Here is an 18,662-nt window from a genome sequence, read left to right as displayed (position 1 = left end):
GCGAACATGCCGCGGCGCCGCGCAGACAGCCGCACGCCGATCCGCTACCTTGAAGGACTCAGGTTAAGGGAGACCTCCATGTTCGAATCCGCGGAAGTTGGCCACAGCATCGACAAGGACACCTACGAGAAGGCCGTCATCGAGTTGCGCGAAGCGCTGCTCGAGGCGCAGTTCGAGCTCAAGCAGCAGGCGCGCTTCCCGGTGATCATCCTGATCAACGGCATCGAGGGCGCCGGCAAGGGGGAGACGGTCAAGCTCCTCAACGAGTGGATGGACCCGCGCCTGATCGAAGTGCAGAGCTTCCTCCGTCCCTCCGACGAGGAACTGGAGCGGCCGCCGCAGTGGCGCTTCTGGCGGCGCCTGCCGCCCAAGGGGCGGACCGGTATCTTCTTCGGCAACTGGTACAGCCAGATGCTCTACGCGCGGGTCGAGGGGCATATCAAGGAGGCCAAGCTGGATCAGGCCATCGATGCCGCCGAACGCTTCGAGCGCATGCTCTGCGACGAAGGCGCGCTGCTCTTCAAGTTCTGGTTCCACCTCTCCAAGAAACAGCTCAAGGAACGCCTCAAGGCGCTGGAAAAGGACCCGCAGCACAGCTGGAAGCTCAGTCCGCTGGACTGGAAGCAGAGCGAGGTCTACGACCGCTTCGTGCATTACGGCGAGCGCGTGCTGCGCCGCACCAGCCGGGACTACGCGCCCTGGTACGTGGTGGAAGGCGTGGACGAGCGCTACCGCGCCCTGACCGTCGGTCGCATCCTCCTCGAAGGGTTGCAGGCCGCGCTGGCCACCAAGGAGCGCGCCAAGCGCCAGCCGCACGCCGCGCCGCTGGTGTCGAGCCTGGACAACCGCGGCCTGCTGGACTCCCTGGACCTGGGCCAGTACCTGGACAAGGACGCCTACAAGGAGCAGCTCGCCGCCGAGCAGGCCCGCCTGGCCGGGCTGATCCGCGACAAGCGCTTCCGCCAGCATTCGCTGGTCGCGGTGTTCGAGGGCAACGACGCGGCCGGCAAGGGCGGCGCCATCCGCCGTGTCACCGACGCGCTGGACCCGCGCCAGTACCATATCGTGCCGATCGCCGCGCCGACCGAAGAGGAGCGCGCGCAGCCCTATCTCTGGCGCTTCTGGCGGCACATCCCGGCGCGCCGCCAGTTCACCATCTTCGACCGTTCCTGGTACGGCCGCGTGCTGGTAGAACGCATCGAGGGCTTCTGCGCACCGGCCGACTGGCTGCGCGCCTATGGCGAGATCAACGACTTCGAGGAGCAGCTCAGCGAGTACGGGATCATCGTGGTGAAGTTCTGGCTGGCGATCGACAAGCAGACCCAGATGGAGCGCTTCAAGGAGCGCGAGAAAACCCCCTACAAGCGCTACAAGATCACCGAGGAAGACTGGCGCAACCGCGACAAGTGGGACCAGTACGTGGACGCGGTGGGCGACATGGTCGACCGTACCAGCACCGAGATCGCGCCCTGGACCCTGGTCGAAGCCAACGACAAGCGCTTCGCCCGGGTCAAGGTGCTGCGCACCATCAACGACGCCATCGAGGCGGCGTACAAGAAGGACAAGTGAGGCCTGCCGGAATGCGGCGCCGTCCTCTCCAGGGGATGGCGACGCATACGCCGGATGAATGATCGGTGCCTCGCGCGATTGCCTCGCCTTATCCTCGCTCGATCCGGCCGCTGCCCCGGCGGCCGACCGACAATAACAGCGAGGGTACCCCCATGCGTGAAGTGGTGATCGTCGACAGCGTCCGGACCGGCCTGGCCAAGTCCTTCCGCGGCAAGTTCAACCTGACCCGGCCGGACGACATGGCCGCCCACTGCGTCGACGCGCTGCTGGCGCGCAACGACCTCGACCCGCTGCTGGTGGATGACTGCATCGTTGGCGCCGGCTCCAACGAAGGCGCCCAGGGCCACAACATCGGGCGCAACGTGGCGGTGCTCTCCGGCCTCGGCATCCAGGTGCCGGGGATGACCCTCAACCGCTACTGTTCCTCCGGCCTGCAGGCGATCGCCATCGCCGCCAACCAGATCGCTTCCGGTTGCAGCGAGGTGATCGTCGCCGGCGGCGTCGAGTCGATCACCCTGACCCTGAAGAGCGTCAACACCGACCACCTGGTGAACCCGCTGCTGCAAAGGGAGGTGCCGGGCATCTACTACCCCATGGGGCAGACCGCCGAGATCGTCGCCCGTCGCTACGGCATCACCCGCGAGGCCCAGGACGCCTACGCCCTGCAGAGCCAGCAGCGGATGGCGCGAGCCCAGGCGGACGGGCTGTTCGCCGACGAGATCGTGCCGATGACCACCCGCTACGCGGTGGAGGACAAGGCCAGCGGCGAGAAGCAGGTGCTCGACGGAGTGGTCGACCGCGACGACTGCAACCGCCCGGACACCACCCTCGAAGGCCTGGCCTCGCTGAAGCCGGCGTTCGCCGAGGACGGTTCGGTCACCGCCGGCAACGCCTCGCAACTCTCCGACGGCGCCTCGATGACCCTGCTGATGAGCCTGGAGAAAGCGCTGGCGCTGGGCCTGGAGCCGAAGGCCTTCTTCCGTGGCTTCACCGTGGCCGGCTGCGAGCCGGACGAAATGGGCATCGGTCCGGTGTTCTCGGTGCCGAAGCTGCTCAAGGCGAAGGGGCTGAAGATCGCCGACGTCGATCTCTGGGAACTCAACGAAGCCTTCGCCTCGCAGTGCCTGTACTGCCGCGACCGGCTGGAGATCGACAACGAGAAGTACAACGTCAATGGCGGCTCCATCGCCATCGGCCACCCGTTCGGCATGACCGGCTCGCGCCAGGTCGGTCATCTGGTCCGCGAACTGCGCCGGCGCAACCTGCGCTACGGCGTGGTGACCATGTGCGTCGGCGGCGGCATGGGCGCCAGCGGGCTGTTCGAAGCCGTACGCTGAGCCCGTGCGCGACGGCGGGCCCCGCAGGTCGGGGCTCGCCTCATGGGTTTTATTTACATGACGCTCCGTGCCATCCCCGGCGACTCGCGCTAGGCTAGGCGCCTTTTTCCTTGCATAGGGATGTAGCGATGTCCACCGAGCCCAACTCGCCGTTCGTCGACGACCCGCTGAGCGCCGTCGATGCACGGATTCTCGGCAGCCTCGTCGAGAAGCAGGCGACCACCCCGGAAACCTATCCGCTGACCCTCAATGCCCTGGTCCTCGCCTGCAACCAGAAGACCAGCCGCGATCCGGTGATGAACCTCACGCCCGGCCAGGTCGGCCAGAGCCTGCGCCAGCTCGAGGGGCGCGGCCTGGTCAGGCTGGTGATGGGCAGCCGCGCCGACCGCTGGGAGCACACCCTGGGCAAGGGCCTGGAATTGGTGGCGCCACAGGTGGCGCTGCTCGGCCTGCTGTTCCTGCGTGGTCCGCAGACCCTCAACGAACTGCTCACCCGCAGCAACCGCCTGCACGATTTCGACGACGTCGAGCAGATCCGCCACCACCTGGAACGCCTCGCCGGCCGTGGCCTGGCCGTGCACCTGGAGCGTCGCGCCGGGCAGCGCGAGGAGCGCTACATGCACCTGCTCGGCAGCCAGGCCGACCTCGAGGCCGCCGTGGAGGCGATGGGCAGCGACCCGGAACGCGCCGCGCCGGCCGCTCTGTCGGCCGATGCGGAAGCGCGGATCGCCGAGCTGGAGACGCGCCTGGCGGCGCTGGAGGAGCGCCTGGCCAGGCTCGAAGGAGGGGCGTGATATCGCGGGAGGGCGCAATCGGTGACATGCAGGTTCCGGCGGATAACCGCGAGCGGTTGTTCGCCCTACGGCCCGCAGTGACTTTGTGGGCGGCGCTGCCTGTCGGGTAGGGCGGATAACGCCAGCGGCGTTATCCGCCGATGCGCCGCCCCGCAAGGCGAACGCCAACCCAAAAAAGCCCGGCTATTGCCGGGCTTTTTCATGCGCGCGCGTCGGTGGCCGATCAGGCCTCCGGCTGTACCGGCACGTGGATCAGTTGCAGGCGCTCGCTGCTCCAGGCACGGGTGCTGTTGGTCAGCTCGATGTCGTTGTTCAGCTTGCGCCCGTAAGACGGCACGATTTCCTTCAGGCGTGCCTGCCACTCGGGAGTAGCGACCTTGTCCTTGAAGGCCTTCTCCAGCACCGACAGCATGATCGGCGCGGCGGTCGAGGCGCCCGGCGAGGCGCCGAGCAGGGCGGCGACGGAGCCGTCGGCGGCGGTCACCACTTCGGTGCCGAATTGCAGTACGCCGCCTTTCTCGGCGTCCTTCTTGATGATCTGCACGCGCTGGCCGGCCTGCACCAGCTTCCAGTCCTCGTCGCGGGCTTCCGGGAAGTACTCGCGCAGCGAGGCCATGCGGTCGTCCTGGCTGAGCATCAACTGGCCGATCAGGTACTGGCTGAGATCGAAGTTGTCGATGCCGGCGTTGAACATCGGGCCGATGTTGCCGCTGGTCACCGAGCCCGGCAGGTCCCACAGCGAGCCGTTCTTCAGGAACTTGGTGGAGAAGGTGGCGAACGGACCGAACAGCAGAACCGGCTTGCCGTCGATCATGCGGGTGTCGAGGTGCGGCACCGACATCGGCGGCGAACCCACCGAAGCCTTGCCGTAGACCTTGGCCAGGTGGCGCTTGACCACGTCCGGGTTGGTGGTGGCGAGGAACGAACCGCCCACCGGGAAGCCGGCGTAGCCTTCGGCCTCGGGGATGCCGGACATCTGCAGCAGCTTCAGCGCGCCGCCGCCGGCGCCGATGAAGACGAACCTGGCCTTGACGCTGGTTTCCTTGTCGCCATTGGCCAGGTCGGCCATGGTCACGGTCCAGGTGTTGTCGTCGTTGCGCTTGAGGTCGCGGACCTCATGTTGCAGGCGCAGCTTGAAGGTGTCCTTGGCCGACAGCGAGCCCACCAGTTGGCGAGTGATCTCGCCGAAGTTGACGTCGGTGCCGATCGACATGCGCGTGGCGGCGATCTTCTGCCCCGGCTCGCGGCCTTCCATCACCAGCGGCACCCACTGCTTGATCTGCTCGGGGTCTTCCGAGTACTCCATGCCGCGGAACAGCGAGCTGTGCTGCAGGGCGGCGTGGCGCTTCTTGAGGAAGGCGACGTTGTCGTCGCCCCAGACGAAGCTCATGTGCGGGACGTTGTTGATGAACGACTTCGGATCGTTCAGCACCTTGCGGTCGACCTGGTAGGCCCAGAACTGCTTGGAGATCTCGAAGTTCTCGTTGATCGCCACCGCCTTGCTGATATCCATCGAGCCGTCCGCGGCCTCGCTGGTGTAGTTCAGTTCGCAGAACGCCGAGTGACCGGTGCCCGCGTTGTTCCAGCCGTTGGAGCTTTCTTCGGCGACCTTGTCCAGGCGCTCGACCATCTCGATGGTCCAGCCCGGTTCCAGTTCGTTCAGATAGGTACCCAGGGTGGCGCTCATGATGCCGCCACCGATCAGGAGCACGTCGACCGGTTTTTCCGATTCGACGCTGTTTTTGGAGCAACCCAGCACGCTGACGCACAAAAGCATCAATAAGATTTTTTTCATGGATTTACCGCTAGAAAACGTGGAGAAGCGTGGATACGCACGACATGGCAGGTATTCACCGGGTGAATGATACTGGAACTCACCCCCGATGTGAGTGCGTTCACATGCGGTGACATTTGCCTCGGCGTTCCGCCGAGAATACCTGCCTTCCCTTTCTTGAACGTTTCAGCCACCGGGAAATAAATTCAGCGCCTGTATCGTTTCAGCGGGAACCCGGCGCGTGGATTTCCGCCGATTGGCGCATCCTGCGGATATACGCGTCGATTTCCCGCTCCGCGTCGAAACGGGTGAAATAGGGACCTTCCAGGGTCCCTTCGCGGGTGGAGAAGAAGTACTGCCCATTCACCGAACTTATGCGATCGCTGCGAAAGCGGGTGGCCGGGGTGGGATCGGTGGAACGTTTCCCCAACATGACGGCGACTCCTGGATAGCGGGCCAAGGTGTTTTCAGTGTAGGCGGGGGTTGGCCGGGCGGCAGGCCGGCGGACGAAAGGAGACGGATTTCCAGGCGAAGGGTTGGGTATTCTATTTTTGGTTATAAGAAAATCTGAATTTATTCTTTTTAACGTCAGCCGGCCTTGGGCATAGTGGGCTCCAACACGAACAAGGAGTGACCCCATGAGCCTCAGACTCGGCGACATCGCCCCCGATTTCGAACAGGACTCCAGCGAAGGGCGCATCCGCCTCCACGAGTGGCTGGGCGACAGCTGGGGCGTGCTGTTCTCCCACCCCGCCGACTTCACCCCGGTGTGCACCACCGAGCTGGGTTTCACCGCCAAGCTCAAGGACCAGTTCGCCCAGCGCGGGGTCAAGGTCCTGGCGCTGTCGGTGGATCCGGTGGAGTCGCACCTGAAGTGGATCGACGATATCAACGAGACCCAGGACACCCGGGTCAATTTCCCGATCATCGCCGACGCCGACCGCAAGGTTTCCGAACTCTACGACCTGATCCACCCGAACGCCAACGACACGCTGACCGTGCGTTCGCTGTTCATCATCGACCCGAACAAGAAGGTGCGCCTGATCATCACCTACCCGGCGAGCACCGGGCGCAATTTCAACGAGATCCTCCGGGTGATCGATTCGCTGCAACTGACCGACGAGCACAAGGTCGCCACGCCGGCCAACTGGGAGGACGGCGACGAGGTGGTAATCGTGCCTTCGCTGAAGGACGAGGAAGAGATCAAGCGGCGTTTCCCCAAAGGCTACCGCGCGGTGAAGCCCTACCTGCGCCTGACGCCCCAGCCCAACCGCTGAGGCCGGATTCGTCCCGCCTGCATGGGCAGGCACGGCAGGCGGGACCTTTTATTCGACGGTGCGTGCCGTCATGCAACGCTGTTTAGCCACGAGCAGGGTTTTTGGCCGGTTTCGACCGGCCCTCTTTTTTATGTGCGCCAGCGCGTCGCCGCGACGCTTTTTATCCGCCATCCATTTCCGAAACCGGCTCTGACTTGCCCGCCAGACGGGGAGAAGGCTCGCTCATCCACCTCCTTCCAGGAGCAGACGCATGATCGCCGCTCTCCGTCGCTGCCGGGCCTGGCTGGCCCTGCTCGCCGTTCTTGCCGTGTTTCCCGCGGCAGAGGCCGCCGCCCCCGCTGAAATCCGTCTCGACTATGCCTACTACGCCCCCACCAGCCTGGCGCTCAGGAAGTTCGGCTGGCTGGAGAAAAGCCTGGACGGCAGCGGCACCCGGGTGCGCTGGGTGTTCAGCCAGGGCAGCAACCGTTCCCTGGAGTACCTCAACGCCGGCAGCGTCGATTTCGCCTCGACCGCCGGCCTCGCCGCGGTACTCGCGCGGGCCAACGGCAGCCCGGTACGTACCGTATACGTCGCCAGCCGCCCGGAGTGGACCGCGCTGCTGGTGCGCAAGGATTCGCCGATCCGCAGCCTCGCCGAGCTCAAGGGGCGCAAGGTGGCTGCCACCAAGGGCACCGATCCCTACCTGTTCCTGCTCCGCAGCCTGCACAGCGTGGGCCTGGACAAGAACGACCTGCGTATCGTCCACCTGCAGCATCCCGACGGCCGGGTAGCCCTGGAGAAGGGCCAGGTCGACGCCTGGGCCGGACTCGATCCGCACATGGCGGCCAGCGAGTTGCAGGCCGGCTCGCGGCTGCTCTACCGCAACCTCGGCTTCAACAGCTACGGCGTGCTCAATGTCCGCGAGGATTTCGCCGAACGCCATCCGCAACTGATCCGCCAGGTGCTGGCGGCCTACGAGCAGGCGCGCCACTGGGTGATCGGGCATCCCGACGAGGCCGCGCAACTGCTTGCCGAGGAAGCCGGCCTGCCGCTGGAAGTGGCTCGCCTGCAACTGTCGCGCACCGATTTCAGCCAGCCGCTGCCGGGCGCCGAACAGGTCGCCGCGCTCAAGGCCGCGGCGCCGATCCTGGCGGACGAGCGCCTGGTGCGGCCGGGCGTGGACGTGCAGAAGGTGGTCGACGAACTGATCGCGCCGCAGTGGGCCGCCGAGGTCATCGGCGGTGTCCCGTTGGCGCGCACGGAGCCCTGAGCCATGGTCAGCCAGAGCCTGCGACTGGCCCGGCGAGTCTCGCGCCGGGCGTGGCGACTGCGCGTGCCGGGCGCCTGGCGGGCCTGGGCCTTGCCGCTGCTGGCACTATCGTCGTGGGAGGCGCTGGTGCGCCTGGGCTGGCTGCCGGCCTACCAGATGCCGGCGCCGAGCGGCATCCTGCTGACCCTGGTGGAACTGGCTCGCGGCGAGCTGTGGGGGCATGTCGGCGCGAGCCTGGCGCGGGTCGCCGCCGGCTTCGCGATCGGCAGCGGCCTAGCCCTGGTGGTCGGTACCTGGGTCGGTCTCAGTCGTCGCGCCGAAGCCTACCTGGAGCCGAGCTTCCAGGCCCTGCGGGCGATCCCCAGCCTGGCCTGGGTGCCCCTGCTGCTGCTCTGGTTCGGCATCGACGAGACGCCGAAGATCGTCCTCATCGCCCTCGGCGCCTTCTTCCCGGTCTACCTCGCGCTGGTCGCCGGGGTACGCGGGGTCGATCGCAAGTGGGTGGAACTGGGGCGGCTCTACCGTTTGTCGCGCTTCGCCCTGGTCCGCCGCATCCTCCTTCCGGCGGCGCTGCCGAACCTGTTCACCGGCCTGCGCGGGGCGCTCAGCCTGAGCTGGATGTTCCTCGTCGCGGCGGAGCTGATCGCCGCCACCCAGGGCCTCGGCTACCTGCTCAGTGACGGTCGGGAAACCTCGCGTCCGGACCTGGTGATCGCCGCGATCCTGGTCCTGGCGGCCCTCGGCAAGCTCAGCGATGGCCTGCTCCGCTCGCTGGAGCGCCGGGCCCTGCGCTGGCGCGACAGCTTCGACGGGGAGGGCGGCGCATGAGCGGCCTGCTCGACCTGCTGGAGATTCGCAAGGCCTATGGCGATACGCGGGTGCTGGAGGGCGTGGCGCTGTCGCTGGCGCCCGGCGAGGTGGTCAGCCTGCTCGGCCCCAGTGGTTGCGGCAAGAGCACCCTGCTGCGGATCGCCGCCGGACTGGACGATGATTTCCAGGGCACTGTCGAACGCAACCCGATCCTCGGCTTCGGCCCGGACGGCGAGAACGGCCGCAGCGGCGGAATCGGCGTGGTGTTCCAGGAGCCGCGCCTGTTGCCCTGGCTGACGGTGGCGCAGAACGTCGGTTTCGCCGACGGCTGGCTGGAGGACGAGCACTGGGTCGAGCGCCTGCTCGCCGATGTCGGACTGGCCGGCTGCGGAGGATTGCTGCCCAAGCAACTGTCCGGCGGCATGGCGCAGCGCGCGGCGATCGCCCGCGGTCTCTACGGACGGCCGCAGGTGCTGTTGCTCGACGAGCCGTTCAGCGCGGTCGACGCCTTCACCCGCATGCGCCTCCAGGACCTGCTGCAGGACGTGGTGCAGAACTACGAGATCAGCGTCCTGCTGGTCACCCACGATCTCGACGAGGCGTTCTATCTCGCCGACCGCGTGCTGCTGATGGGCGGCCGTCCCGGACACATCCGCCGCGAGTTCCACGTACCGCTGGCGCGTCCCCGCGATCGCCGGGCGGTGGAGCTGGCCTACTTGCGCGGCGAGGCCCTGACCGAAATGCAGCGGGCGCACGTGCTCTGAGGCAAGACCCCGAACCGGGTTCTTATATGCTTTATGGAATAAATAAATGAATAAAAAACATTTATTGGAATATGAGGCCGCCTGTTAAGGTCTATGCAACTTGGTTAGCAAGCCAAACGAATATTCTGTTTTCCGGTTATAAGGAATCCCCCCATGCTCGTCGTTTCCATCGCCGGAAGTCCCAGCGTACGCTCCCGCTCCGGGGTGTTGCTGGAGCGTGCCAGGGACTGGCTGAGCCGTCGCGGCGTCGAGGTGGCCAGCCACCAGGTGCTGGATTTTCCCGCCGAGGACCTGCTGCGTGCCCGCCTCGACAGTCCGCCGGTACTGGCGCTGGCCGAGCAGATCGGCCGCGCCGACGGCCTGCTGGTCGCCACCCCGGTGTACAAGGCCTCGTTTTCCGGCGCGCTGAAGGTCCTGCTCGACCTGTTGCCCGAGCGCGCCCTGGAGCACAAGGTGGTGCTGCCGTTCGCTACCGGTGGCAGCAGCGCGCACATGCTGGCCGTGGACTATGCATTGAAGCCGGTCCTGGCCGCGCTCAAGGCCCAGGAGGTACTGCATGGCGTATTCGCCGTGGACAAGCAGATCGCCTACGCCACCGAGAGCGACCCGGCGCGCCTGGAACCGGTCCTCGAGCAGCGCCTGGAAAACGCCCTGGAAACCTTCCACCTGGCCCTCTCGCGACGGCCGCAGCCGATCGACCCGCAGTTGCTCAACGAGCGCCTGGTGAACGCCCGCTGGAGCATCTGATCCGTCCGCCGCCAGCGCACGCGCGCCGCGGCCCGATTGCACAACGCACACACGACGACCTCACTGTTCCGTCAACGGCGCGGCAGGTTCGGCACCCACAACGACAAAGGAGAGCGCCATGCGCACCATCGCTTTGCGTCGTGGACTGGCGGCCCTGCTGGTGGCGGCCCTGTCCTACGGCGTTCAGGCCGACGAGAAGTCGGCCAACACCCTGCGGATCGGCTACCAGAAATACGGCACCCTGGTCCTGCTCAAGGCCCGCGGCACCCTGGAGAAACGTCTCGCCGAAGACGGCGTGAAGGTGCAATGGACCGAGTTTCCCGGCGGCCCGCAACTGCTCGAGGGACTCAATGTCGGCAGCATCGACTTCGGCGTGACCGGCGAAACCCCGCCGGTCTTCGCCCAGGCCGCCGGCGCCGACCTGCTCTACGTGGCCTACGAACCGCCGGCGCCGACCAGCGAGGCGATCCTCCTGCCGAAGGACTCGCCGATTCGGTCGGTGGCCGAGCTGAAGGGCAGGAAAGTCGCCCTGAACAAGGGCTCCAACGTGCATTACCTGTTGGTCCGCGCCCTCGAGCAGGCCGGCCTGAAGTACAGCGACATCCAACCCGTCTACCTGCCGCCGGCCGACGCCCGCGCCGCCTTCGAGCGTCACAGCGTCGACGCCTGGGTGATCTGGGACCCCTACCAGGCCGCCGCCGAGAAGCAGTTGTCCGCGCGGGTCCTGGTGGATGGTCGCGAGCTGGTCGACAACCACCAGTTCTACCTCGCCACCCGGACTTACGCGCAACGGCATCCGCAGGTGCTCGACAAGCTGGTGGACGAGATCCGCCAGGTCGGTGACTGGTCGCGGGCCAACCCGCAGCAGGTGACCGAGCAGGTCGCGCCGCTGCTCGGGCTGCCCGCCGACATCACCCTTACCGCGGTGAAGCGCCAGGGCTACGGCGCGCAGTTGATCACCCCGGCGGTGGTCGAGGCGCAGCAGAAGATCGCCGACACCTTTACCCAGCTGAAGCTGATTCCCAAACCGCTGAGCATCAAGGACGTGATCTGGACGCCGCCGGCCGGCAAGGTCGCCAGCGCACCCTGAGCCCGTACCGCCCACATGCCGACACGATCATCGCGCGGCTACGCCACGCCGGCGCGCTCACTCTGGAGTCAATTGCGATGAGCCTCGAGATTTTCTGGTTCCTTCCCACCCACGGCGACGGCCACTACCTGGGCACCACCCAGGGCGCCCGTGCCGTCGACCACGGCTACCTGCAGCAGATCGCCCAGGCCGCCGACCGCCTGGGCTTCGGCGGCGTACTGATCCCCACCGGACGTTCCTGCGAGGACTCCTGGCTGGTCGCCGCCTCGCTGATCCCGGTAACCCAGCGCCTGAAGTTCCTCGTCGCGCTGCGTCCCGGGATCATTTCGCCGACCGTCGCCGCGCGCCAGGCGGCGACCCTGGACCGGCTGTCCAACGGCCGCGCGCTGTTCAACCTGGTCACCGGCGGCGATCCCGACGAACTGGCTGGCGACGGCCTGCACCTGAGCCACGCCGAACGCTACGAGGCCTCGGTCGAATTCACCCGCATCTGGCGTCGCGTGCTGGAGGGCGAGACCGTCGACTACGCCGGCAAGCACATCCAGGTGAAGGGCGCCAAGCTCCTCTATCCGCCGTTGCAGCAGCCGCGTCCGCCGCTGTACTTCGGCGGCTCCTCGGAGGCCGCCCAGGACCTCGCCGCCGAGCAGGTCGAGCTGTACCTGACCTGGGGCGAGCCGCCGGCGGCGGTTGCCGAGAAGATCGCCCAGGTACGCGAGAAGGCCGCCCGCCAGGGCCGCCAGGTGCGCTTCGGGATCCGCCTGCACGTGATCGTCCGCGAGACCAGCGAGGAAGCCTGGCAGGCCGCCGATCGCCTGATCGCGCACCTCGACGACGACACCATCGCCCGCGCCCAGGCCTCCCTGGCGCGCTTCGACTCGGTCGGCCAGCAACGCATGGCCGCGCTGCACGGCGGTTCGCGCGACAACCTGGAAGTCAGCCCCAATCTCTGGGCCGGCGTCGGCCTGGTACGCGGCGGCGCCGGCACCGCGCTGGTCGGCGACGGACCGACGGTGGCGGCGCGGGTCAGGGAGTACGCCGAGCTGGGCATCGATACCTTCATCTTCTCCGGCTACCCGCATCTGGAAGAGTCCTACCGGGTCGCCGAACTGCTGTTCCCGCACCTCGACGTGCAGCGCCCGGCGCAGCCCGAGGGACGCGGCTATGTCAGCCCGTTCGGCGAGATGGTGGCCAACGACATCCTGCCCCGGCAGGCCGCGCAGAGTTGAGAGCGGTCGGAGCGAACGACATGAGCATTTCCAAACGACTGGCCGAGCGCCTGGCGCCCTGGGCGCTGCCGCTGGTCCTGCTGGCGGTGTGGCAGGCGGCGGTTGAGTTCGGCTGGCTGTCCAGCCGCATCCTCCCCGCGCCCAGCGCCGTACTCGAGGCCGGCTGGACGCTGCTGCGCAGCGGCGAGATCTGGCAGCACCTGGCGATCAGCGGCTGGCGCGCGGCGATCGGCTTTCTCATCGGCGGCGCCATCGGCCTGGTGCTGGGCTTCGTCACCGGCCTGTCGAAGTGGGGCGAACGCTTCCTCGACAGTTCGGTGCAGATGATCCGCAACGTGCCGCACCTGGCGCTGATCCCGCTGGTGATCCTGTGGTTCGGCATCGACGAGTCGGCGAAGATCTTCCTGGTCGCCCTCGGCACGCTGTTCCCGATCTACCTGAACACCTACCACGGCATCCGCGGCATCGACCCCGGCCTGCTGGAGATGGCGCGCAGCTACGGGTTGTCCGGCTTCGCCCTGTTCCGCCAGGTGATCCTGCCCGGCGCGCTGCCGTCGATCCTGGTCGGGGTGCGCTTCGCCCTCGGCTTCATGTGGTTGACCCTGATCGTCGCCGAGACCATTTCCGCCAGCTCCGGCATCGGTTACCTGGCGATGAACGCCCGCGAGTTCCTGCAGACCGACGTGGTGGTCCTGGCGATCCTGCTCTATGCCGTCCTCGGCAAGCTCGCCGACCTCGCCGCCCGCGGTCTGGAACGCGTCTGGCTACGCTGGCACCCGGCCTACCAGGTCAAGGGAGGTGGCGCATGAATGCCCACAACGCCGCCCTTGGCGGCACTCCGCAGCGCCTCAAGCGCGGTATCCCGCTGGCCCTGCGCGGAGTGGCGCGGCGCTTCGGCGAGCGCGAGGTGCTCAAGGACATCGACCTGCTGGTTCCGGCCGGGCAGTTCGTCGCTATCGTTGGCCGCAGCGGCTGCGGCAAGAGCACCTTGCTGCGCCTGCTGGCCGGCCTCGACCAGCCCAGCCGCGGCGAGTTGCTGGCCGGCTCGGCGGCGCTGGCCGAGGCCCGCGAGGACACCCGGCTGATGTTCCAGGACTCGCGCCTGCTGCCGTGGAAGCGGGTGATCGACAACGTCGGCCTTGGCCTGCGCGGCGACTGGCGGGCGAAGGCCCAGCAGGCGCTGCGGGCGGTCGGCCTGGCCGAGCGTGCCAACGAGTGGCCGGCGGCCCTGTCCGGCGGGCAGAAGCAGCGCGTCGCGCTGGCTCGCGCGCTGATCCACGAGCCGCGCCTGCTGTTGCTCGACGAGCCGCTCGGCGCGCTCGATGCGCTGACCCGGATCGAGATGCAGCAACTGATCGAAGGACTCTGGCGCGAACACGGTTTCACCGTCCTGCTGGTCACCCACGACGTCAGCGAGGCGGTGGCGGTGGCCGACCGGGTGATCCTCATCGAGGACGGCGAGATCGGCCTCGACCTGCCGGTGGAATTGCCCCGGCCGCGCTCGCGTGGCTCGGCGCGACTGGCCGCGCTGGAAGCCGAAGTGCTCAACCGGGTGCTGGCGCAGCCGGAGCTGCCGCCGCAACCCGAGCCCGTTTCACCCCTGCCCACGCAACTGCGCTGGGCGCTCTAACCAACCATGCCTCGTTCCGAATCCCCCCAGGAGAAACGCCATGACCATCAAAGCCATCAACGTTCGTAACCAGTTCAAGGGCACCGTGAAGGAAATCATCGAAGGGCCGGTGCTCTCCGAGATCGACGTGCAGACCGCCGCCGGGATCGTCACTTCGGTGATCACCACGCGTTCGGTGAAGGAACTGGAGCTGGCCATCGGTAGCGAAGTGATCGCCTTCGTCAAGTCCACCGAGGTCTCCATCGCCAAGCTGTGACGCTGGCTGCGCCGCGCTTGCGGCGGCGAGAAGGGCGGGGACCCCGATGGGGCCCCGCCTTTTTTCGTCGGTGTATCGGCAAGGCCGGCCGGTGGCGACGGCTGGCGTGGGTCGCTATGGAGCGGTCGGTAGGGCGAATAACCGCTCGCGGTTATCCGCCGTGGGGGCGACCGGGACTTCTCAGCCCCGGCGCGACAGGGGCTGGCGCTCGAAATGCACGCCGGCCAGGCCGGTCTGTTGCAGGGCGCGGATGTTGGCGTGGTCGTCGCCTTCCGGGTTGTCGCGCACCGCACGGTAGTGCTCGCCGAAGGCCAGCAGGGTTTCCTCGAGGCTGAGGCCCTCGAGGATGGCGAAGCCCAGGGTCTTGCAGGAACCTTCGTTCTGCCCGGCCGGGTTGCTCACGCTGCCGTTGTCGAAGGCGCTCGGCGTGTAGCTGTAGTGCTCGGCGATGAACGCCAGGGTGTCGGTGAACAGGTGGTGTTCGCTGCGCAGACGCGCGCGGAAGTCGGTCAGGGTCATCGAAACAGGCTCATGGTGTCTGGGGCAGGGTTGGCAAGGGGCCCGGTGGCCTCAGGCGTTGCCCTGGCTCTTGGCGAAGGCGGCCTGTTGTTCCGGGCTCGCTTCTTTCTGGTACTTGGCTTTCCACTCGGCATAGGGCATGCCGTAGATCTCTTCGCGGGCCTGGTCATTGCTGACTTCCACCCCGAGGTCGTCGGCGGCGGCCTTGTACCACTTGGACAGGCAGTTGCGGCAGAAACCGGCGAGGTTCATCAGGTCGATGTTCTGCACGTCCTTGCGGGTCTGCAAATGATGGACCAGGGTGCGGAAGGCGGCGGCTTCGAGTTCCAGGCGTTGCTGTTCGGTGAGGTTGGCTGCGGTCATGGCGGTGTTTCTCGACGATGGCTCGGGGCAGGGTGAAGGCACAGGGCCAGGTCCGGCGATGATAAGAGTTGGCGCGGCCGGCGGGCAACGCTTGTGCGCGTCTTCGCGCGGTTCGCTCGTCGGCCGCCTCAGCGGTGGCCGGCGAGGGTGATCGAGACCGACTCGGCGAAGCGCAGCGCGTGCGGCTTGTCCACTTCCACCTCGGCGTAGCGCACCGCCGGGTTCTCCATCACCAGGTCGAGGATTTCCTGGGTCATCCGTTCGAGCAGGGCGAAGCGGTTCTCCTCGACGTGGCGGATGATCGCCTTGGTGATGGTGCGGTAGTTCAGCGCGTGCTCGATGTCGTTGACCTCCACGGCGTCCGCGGCCGGGTAGAGGATGGTCAGGTTGATCAGCACGTCCTGCTTGTTGAGGATTTCCTCCTCCTTGATCCCGATGAAGGTGCGCAGGCGCAGGTCCTTGACGCGGATTCGCGCCATTCCCGGTTCCAGTCGCGGCATGTCACTTGCTCCTTCCGATCAATTGCAGAAATTCCTGGCGGGTGGTGTTCGAGTCGCGGAACGCGCCGAGCATCACCGAGGTGAACATCTGCGAGTTCTGCTTCTCCACCCCGCGCATCATCATGCACATGTGCTGGGCCTCGATCACTACCGCCACGCCGGCGGCGCTGGTCACCTGGCGGACCGCCTCGGCGATCTGCCGGGTGAGGTTCTCCTGGATCTGCAGGCGGCGGGCGAACATGTCGACGATCCGCGCCACCTTCGACAGGCCGAGCACCTTGCCGGTGGGAATGTACGCCACATGAGCCTTGCCGATGAAGGGCAGGAGGTGGTGTTCGCACAGGGAGTACAGCTCGATGTCGCGGACGATGACCATTTCATCGTTGTCCGAGGCGAACAGCGCGCCGTTGACGATTTCCTCCAGGGTCTGGCCATAGCCGTGGCAGAGGTACTGCATGGCCTTGGCCGCGCGCTTCGGGGTGTCGAGCAGGCCTTCGCGCTGCGGGTCTTCGCCGAGACCGACGAGGATCTCCCGGTAATGCTGGGAAAGTGCTGGGTTCATAAGGGGTCCTTGGCGCCTCACTTGACGTGGCGGCCGCCGTTCACGGTCAGGGTGGTCCCGGTGACGTAGGGGTTGTCCAACAGGTAGCGAAGGCTCTGGTAGATGACTTCCGGCCCCGGTTCGATGCCGAGGGCGGATTTCGCCAGGGTGCGGGCGCGGTATTCGGCGTCGTCCCCGTCGTTGAACATCACCAGTGCCGGTGAAATGGCGTTGACCTTGATCCTCGGCGCGAAGCGCGCGGCGAACGACAGGGTCAGGTTGTCCAGCCCGGCCTTGCTCGCGCAGTAGGCGATACGCCGGGCGCTGCCCTTGCGCGCCACGTCGTCGGTGAGGTGAACGATGTCGGCAGGCTGCGAGCGTTCCAGCAGCTCGGCGCAGTGCAGGTTGATCAGGTAGGGCGCGAGCATGTGCACGCTGAACAGTTGCTGGAACGCCTCGGCTTCGTGGCCGGGCGTCTCGGCGACCCAGTCCGAGGCGTTGTGGACGATCGCTCGCAGGCTGTCGGTATGCTGCCGGAGGGCCCCGATGAAGGCGAAGATGCCGGCCTCGCTGGCGAAGTCGGCGTGCAGGGTCAGCGCGCCGGCCTGGCGCAGTTCGTCCAGCGCCGGGCGTTCGCTGCGGTAGCTGACGATCACCGACTCGCCGTCGGCCAGCAGGCGGCGGGCGCAATGCAGGCCGACACGCTGGCTGGCGCCGGTGATCAGGATCGGGGCTGTCGCCATGGGACTCTCACAGCAGGCGAAGGGAATCGGATGGATGCAGGGTACCCGACTGAGCCAGTCGGGCAAAGCCTTGCGCTACGGCCCACCCCGCCGGGGTGGGCGGCAAGCCGTCAGTGCGCTTCCGGCAGGCTGGCGGCGCGCTGCGGGCGGCGGTGCAGCCAGGGGGCGAGCAGGCGGCTGGAGAGAGGGATGAACCAGTAGGTCATCAACGGGGTGAGGACCAGGGTGCTGAGCAGCACCCGCGCGGCCAGCGACAGCTCGCCGAGGTAGGGGCCGGCGCCGAGGTTGAAGGCCAGCGAGACCGGGAAGAACGCCAGCCAGATCGCCACGCTCTGCTTCCAGCGCGGCGGTTTGCGGTTGTCGTCGAACCAGGCGGCGAGACCGTGGGCGCGGCGCTCGCGCGGTTCGTCGAAGAGCCCCTGGCCGCGTTCGAGCCAGGCCTGGCGCGAGGTGGAGTGGGCCCAGGCGGCGAGGGTGGCGTCGTCGGCGAAGCGAAAGATCATCTGGAATTCGTCTCCGCCGGCGGGCGGCGCCAGCGCCCCGGAGCCGAGGTAGCCGGGGAAGTCGGCGGCGAGGGCTTCGCCTTCGCGCTGCCAGGCGAGGAAGTCGCGGTAACGGCCGGCGGCGACGCGGCGGGCCACCAGCAGGGTAACGGGAGCGGTAGACATCGTGTATCTCCTGGAACGGTTGAGTGCGCTTCGTGGGCGCCCTCGGACAACGGCGCAGCGCCGGGGGTGGTGGGCTGCGTCGGAGGACAGGCAAGGATCGTTCCCGGCGTGGTGGCGAAGGTTCGCTGCCGTGTCTACGGCAGCGCGATGACATCCCGATGACAGGGTGCGCACCGAAATGGTGCTTTTGCAGCCTGTCTGCATTGATTCGGTGCGTCCCGCTCGGCGAACGCATGCGGCATAATGCCCGGCTTACCCCTGTTGGCTTACGGAGTGTTCATGAAAGTCGCCATTCTCTCCGGCTCGGTCTACGGCACCGCCGAAGAAGTCGCCCGGCACGCCCAGAAATTGCTGTCCGCGGCCGGCCTCGAGGCCTCCCATCTGCCCCGCGCCAGCCTCGACGAACTCAAGGCCTTCGCCCCCGAGGCATTCCTAGTGGTGACCTCGACCACCGGCATGGGCGAACTGCCGGACAACCTGCAACCGCTGTACTACGCGATCCGCGACCAACTGCCGGCCTGGCACGGCCTGCCGGGTGGGGTCATCGGCCTGGGCGATTCGAGCTACGGCGACACGTTCTGCGGTGGCGGCGAGCAGGTTCGCGAACTGTTCGGCGAACTGGGCGTGCGCGAAGTGCTGCCGATGCTGCGCCTGGATGCCAGCGAAACCGTTACCCCCGAGACCGACGCCGAGCCTTGGCTGGCCGAGTTCGCCGCCGCCCTCAAGGGCTGATCCCGGGCGTACCCCGCCGAGGCGGCGGATAACCGCGAGGCGGTTATTCGCCCTGCACGGGGAGGGAGCA

Annotated in this window: 22 protein-coding genes; 14 read left to right on the top strand and 8 right to left on the bottom strand. The window is 67.1% G+C overall.

Translation table 11 applies throughout. From position 1 onward, the window contains the following. Positions 1 to 78: 78 nt before the first annotated feature. The 3 genes from pap (at position 79) to HMPREF3014_RS01860 (ending at position 3,700) form a co-directional block, all read left to right on the top strand. Positions 79 to 1,569 carry a polyphosphate:AMP phosphotransferase gene (gene pap, locus HMPREF3014_RS01870; RefSeq protein ID WP_003102298.1) on the top strand — a complete coding sequence of 497 codons (1,491 nt, stop codon included), beginning with the start codon at positions 79 to 81 and terminating at the stop codon, positions 1,567 to 1,569. 152 nt (positions 1,570 to 1,721) lie between these two features. Continuing rightward, positions 1,722 to 2,906 (top strand): thiolase family protein, encoded by a 1,185-nt coding sequence (locus HMPREF3014_RS01865; RefSeq protein ID WP_003102299.1) that lies wholly within the window; start codon positions 1,722 to 1,724, stop codon positions 2,904 to 2,906. A gap of 128 nt (positions 2,907 to 3,034) precedes the next feature. Continuing rightward, positions 3,035 to 3,700 carry a YceH family protein gene (locus HMPREF3014_RS01860; protein ID WP_003091932.1) on the top strand — a complete coding sequence of 222 codons (666 nt, stop codon included), beginning with the start codon at positions 3,035 to 3,037 and terminating at the stop codon, positions 3,698 to 3,700. A gap of 223 nt (positions 3,701 to 3,923) precedes the next feature. On the opposite strand, the gene HMPREF3014_RS01855 is transcribed toward HMPREF3014_RS01860, so the two are convergent. Then, entirely contained in the window at positions 3,924 to 5,495 is a 1,572-nt protein-coding gene (locus tag HMPREF3014_RS01855) for a malate:quinone oxidoreductase (protein ID WP_003102300.1), read from the bottom strand. A gap of 202 nt (positions 5,496 to 5,697) precedes the next feature. Next, on the bottom strand, positions 5,698 to 5,907 hold the full coding sequence (locus tag HMPREF3014_RS01850) for a DUF6316 family protein (protein ID WP_003102301.1): 210 nt from the start codon (positions 5,905 to 5,907) through the stop codon (positions 5,698 to 5,700). 205 nt (positions 5,908 to 6,112) lie between these two features. On the opposite strand from HMPREF3014_RS01850, the gene HMPREF3014_RS01845 reads away from it, so the two are divergent. From HMPREF3014_RS01845 to HMPREF3014_RS01800, 10 genes are all read left to right on the top strand, one after another. Continuing rightward, positions 6,113 to 6,751: a peroxiredoxin gene (locus tag HMPREF3014_RS01845; RefSeq protein WP_003102302.1), complete on the top strand. Its 639-nt coding sequence runs from the start codon at positions 6,113 to 6,115 to the stop codon at positions 6,749 to 6,751. Between the two features lie 250 nt (positions 6,752 to 7,001). Then, on the top strand, positions 7,002 to 8,003 hold the full coding sequence (locus tag HMPREF3014_RS01840; protein WP_003117540.1) for an aliphatic sulfonate ABC transporter substrate-binding protein: 1,002 nt from the start codon (positions 7,002 to 7,004) through the stop codon (positions 8,001 to 8,003). Positions 8,004 to 8,006: 3 nt separating this feature from the next. Then, a complete protein-coding gene (locus HMPREF3014_RS01835) occupies positions 8,007 to 8,831 on the top strand; it encodes an ABC transporter permease (protein ID WP_003102304.1) in 825 nt (274 codons plus the stop codon). Beyond that, positions 8,828 to 9,577 carry an ABC transporter ATP-binding protein gene (locus HMPREF3014_RS01830; protein ID WP_003091922.1) on the top strand — a complete coding sequence of 250 codons (750 nt, stop codon included), beginning with the start codon at positions 8,828 to 8,830 and terminating at the stop codon, positions 9,575 to 9,577. Before HMPREF3014_RS01835 ends, HMPREF3014_RS01830 begins: the two co-directional genes overlap by 4 nt. 153 nt (positions 9,578 to 9,730) lie before the next feature. Then, positions 9,731 to 10,324 (top strand): NADPH-dependent FMN reductase, encoded by a 594-nt coding sequence (gene ssuE / locus HMPREF3014_RS01825; RefSeq protein WP_003091915.1) that lies wholly within the window; start codon positions 9,731 to 9,733, stop codon positions 10,322 to 10,324. Between the two features lie 118 nt (positions 10,325 to 10,442). After that, positions 10,443 to 11,414 (top strand): sulfonate ABC transporter substrate-binding protein, encoded by a 972-nt coding sequence (locus HMPREF3014_RS01820; RefSeq protein WP_003117542.1) that lies wholly within the window; start codon positions 10,443 to 10,445, stop codon positions 11,412 to 11,414. Between the two features lie 77 nt (positions 11,415 to 11,491). Continuing rightward, the gene (gene ssuD / locus HMPREF3014_RS01815; protein WP_003091910.1) at positions 11,492 to 12,640 is read left to right on the top strand and encodes an FMNH2-dependent alkanesulfonate monooxygenase; all 1,149 of its coding nucleotides are present in this window, start codon (positions 11,492 to 11,494) and stop codon (positions 12,638 to 12,640) included. Positions 12,641 to 12,660: 20 nt separating this feature from the next. Continuing rightward, a complete protein-coding gene (ssuC, locus tag HMPREF3014_RS01810; RefSeq protein WP_003117543.1) occupies positions 12,661 to 13,449 on the top strand; it encodes an aliphatic sulfonate ABC transporter permease SsuC in 789 nt (262 codons plus the stop codon). Beyond that, the gene (gene ssuB / locus HMPREF3014_RS01805; protein WP_009876877.1) at positions 13,446 to 14,270 is read left to right on the top strand and encodes an aliphatic sulfonates ABC transporter ATP-binding protein; all 825 of its coding nucleotides are present in this window, start codon (positions 13,446 to 13,448) and stop codon (positions 14,268 to 14,270) included. Before ssuC ends, ssuB begins: the two co-directional genes overlap by 4 nt. A gap of 40 nt (positions 14,271 to 14,310) precedes the next feature. After that, complete coding sequence (locus HMPREF3014_RS01800) at positions 14,311 to 14,526, top strand: TOBE domain-containing protein (RefSeq protein ID WP_003091900.1); 216 nt, start codon at positions 14,311 to 14,313, stop codon at positions 14,524 to 14,526. Positions 14,527 to 14,706: 180 nt separating this feature from the next. Here HMPREF3014_RS01800 and HMPREF3014_RS01795 read toward each other — a convergent pair whose 3' ends face one another. The 6 genes from HMPREF3014_RS01795 to HMPREF3014_RS01770 all read right to left on the bottom strand — a co-directional run bounded on the left by HMPREF3014_RS01795 (position 14,707) and on the right by HMPREF3014_RS01770 (position 17,860). Further along, positions 14,707 to 15,045, bottom strand: a complete 339-nt coding sequence (locus tag HMPREF3014_RS01795) for a HopJ type III effector protein (protein WP_003091899.1) — start codon at positions 15,043 to 15,045, stop codon at positions 14,707 to 14,709. Between the two features lie 51 nt (positions 15,046 to 15,096). Then, positions 15,097 to 15,408 (bottom strand): DUF1244 domain-containing protein, encoded by a 312-nt coding sequence (locus HMPREF3014_RS01790; protein ID WP_003091898.1) that lies wholly within the window; start codon positions 15,406 to 15,408, stop codon positions 15,097 to 15,099. A 128-nt stretch (positions 15,409 to 15,536) separates the two neighbouring features. Further along, positions 15,537 to 15,908, bottom strand: a complete 372-nt coding sequence (folX, locus tag HMPREF3014_RS01785; RefSeq protein ID WP_003091897.1) for a dihydroneopterin triphosphate 2'-epimerase — start codon at positions 15,906 to 15,908, stop codon at positions 15,537 to 15,539. A 1-nt stretch (position 15,909) separates the two neighbouring features. Beyond that, a complete protein-coding gene (gene folE, locus HMPREF3014_RS01780) occupies positions 15,910 to 16,470 on the bottom strand; it encodes a GTP cyclohydrolase I FolE (protein ID WP_003091896.1) in 561 nt (186 codons plus the stop codon). A gap of 17 nt (positions 16,471 to 16,487) precedes the next feature. Beyond that, positions 16,488 to 17,192: a dihydromonapterin reductase gene (gene folM, locus HMPREF3014_RS01775; protein ID WP_003091895.1), complete on the bottom strand. Its 705-nt coding sequence runs from the start codon at positions 17,190 to 17,192 to the stop codon at positions 16,488 to 16,490. A gap of 110 nt (positions 17,193 to 17,302) precedes the next feature. Next, a complete protein-coding gene (locus HMPREF3014_RS01770) occupies positions 17,303 to 17,860 on the bottom strand; it encodes a putative antibiotic biosynthesis monooxygenase (protein WP_009876875.1) in 558 nt (185 codons plus the stop codon). Positions 17,861 to 18,139: 279 nt separating this feature from the next. Here HMPREF3014_RS01770 and HMPREF3014_RS01765 point away from each other — a divergent pair, with 279 nt between their 5' ends. Continuing rightward, positions 18,140 to 18,592, top strand: a complete 453-nt coding sequence (locus HMPREF3014_RS01765; RefSeq protein WP_003102319.1) for a flavodoxin — start codon at positions 18,140 to 18,142, stop codon at positions 18,590 to 18,592. Positions 18,593 to 18,662 lie beyond the last annotated feature (70 nt).

The organism is Pseudomonas sp. HMSC065H01 (assembly GCF_001815235.1).
Lineage (GTDB): Bacteria > Pseudomonadota > Gammaproteobacteria > Pseudomonadales > Pseudomonadaceae > Pseudomonas > Pseudomonas aeruginosa.
Note: the sequence above shows the minus strand (reverse complement) of the source record. Positions and strands in the feature narration are given on the sequence as shown.

Bases quoted from the DNA above. Each gene is read 5' to 3' on its own strand.
- folM (WP_003091895.1), bottom strand. From the start codon at position 17,192: ATGGCGACAGCCCCGATCCTGATCACCGGCGCCAGCCAGCGTGTCGGC.
- HMPREF3014_RS01850 (WP_003102301.1), bottom strand. From the start codon at position 5,907: ATGTTGGGGAAACGTTCCACCGATCCCACCCCGGCCACCCGCTTTCGC.
- HMPREF3014_RS01770 (WP_009876875.1), bottom strand. From the start codon at position 17,860: ATGTCTACCGCTCCCGTTACCCTGCTGGTGGCCCGCCGCGTCGCCGCC.
- HMPREF3014_RS01765 (WP_003102319.1), top strand. From the start codon at position 18,140: ATGAAAGTCGCCATTCTCTCCGGCTCGGTCTACGGCACCGCCGAAGAA.
- HMPREF3014_RS01855 (WP_003102300.1), bottom strand. From the start codon at position 5,495: ATGAAAAAAATCTTATTGATGCTTTTGTGCGTCAGCGTGCTGGGTTGC.
- ssuC (WP_003117543.1), top strand. From the start codon at position 12,661: ATGAGCATTTCCAAACGACTGGCCGAGCGCCTGGCGCCCTGGGCGCTG.
- ssuB (WP_009876877.1), top strand. From the start codon at position 13,446: ATGAATGCCCACAACGCCGCCCTTGGCGGCACTCCGCAGCGCCTCAAG.
- HMPREF3014_RS01795 (WP_003091899.1), bottom strand. From the start codon at position 15,045: ATGACCCTGACCGACTTCCGCGCGCGTCTGCGCAGCGAACACCACCTG.
- HMPREF3014_RS01830 (WP_003091922.1), top strand. From the start codon at position 8,828: ATGAGCGGCCTGCTCGACCTGCTGGAGATTCGCAAGGCCTATGGCGAT.
- ssuD (WP_003091910.1), top strand. From the start codon at position 11,492: ATGAGCCTCGAGATTTTCTGGTTCCTTCCCACCCACGGCGACGGCCAC.
- HMPREF3014_RS01790 (WP_003091898.1), bottom strand. From the start codon at position 15,408: ATGACCGCAGCCAACCTCACCGAACAGCAACGCCTGGAACTCGAAGCC.
- ssuE (WP_003091915.1), top strand. From the start codon at position 9,731: ATGCTCGTCGTTTCCATCGCCGGAAGTCCCAGCGTACGCTCCCGCTCC.
- folX (WP_003091897.1), bottom strand. From the start codon at position 15,908: ATGCCGCGACTGGAACCGGGAATGGCGCGAATCCGCGTCAAGGACCTG.
- HMPREF3014_RS01835 (WP_003102304.1), top strand. From the start codon at position 8,007: ATGGTCAGCCAGAGCCTGCGACTGGCCCGGCGAGTCTCGCGCCGGGCG.
- HMPREF3014_RS01865 (WP_003102299.1), top strand. From the start codon at position 1,722: ATGCGTGAAGTGGTGATCGTCGACAGCGTCCGGACCGGCCTGGCCAAG.
- HMPREF3014_RS01860 (WP_003091932.1), top strand. From the start codon at position 3,035: ATGTCCACCGAGCCCAACTCGCCGTTCGTCGACGACCCGCTGAGCGCC.
- pap (WP_003102298.1), top strand. From the start codon at position 79: ATGTTCGAATCCGCGGAAGTTGGCCACAGCATCGACAAGGACACCTAC.
- HMPREF3014_RS01845 (WP_003102302.1), top strand. From the start codon at position 6,113: ATGAGCCTCAGACTCGGCGACATCGCCCCCGATTTCGAACAGGACTCC.
- folE (WP_003091896.1), bottom strand. From the start codon at position 16,470: ATGAACCCAGCACTTTCCCAGCATTACCGGGAGATCCTCGTCGGTCTC.
- HMPREF3014_RS01820 (WP_003117542.1), top strand. From the start codon at position 10,443: ATGCGCACCATCGCTTTGCGTCGTGGACTGGCGGCCCTGCTGGTGGCG.
- HMPREF3014_RS01840 (WP_003117540.1), top strand. From the start codon at position 7,002: ATGATCGCCGCTCTCCGTCGCTGCCGGGCCTGGCTGGCCCTGCTCGCC.
- HMPREF3014_RS01800 (WP_003091900.1), top strand. From the start codon at position 14,311: ATGACCATCAAAGCCATCAACGTTCGTAACCAGTTCAAGGGCACCGTG.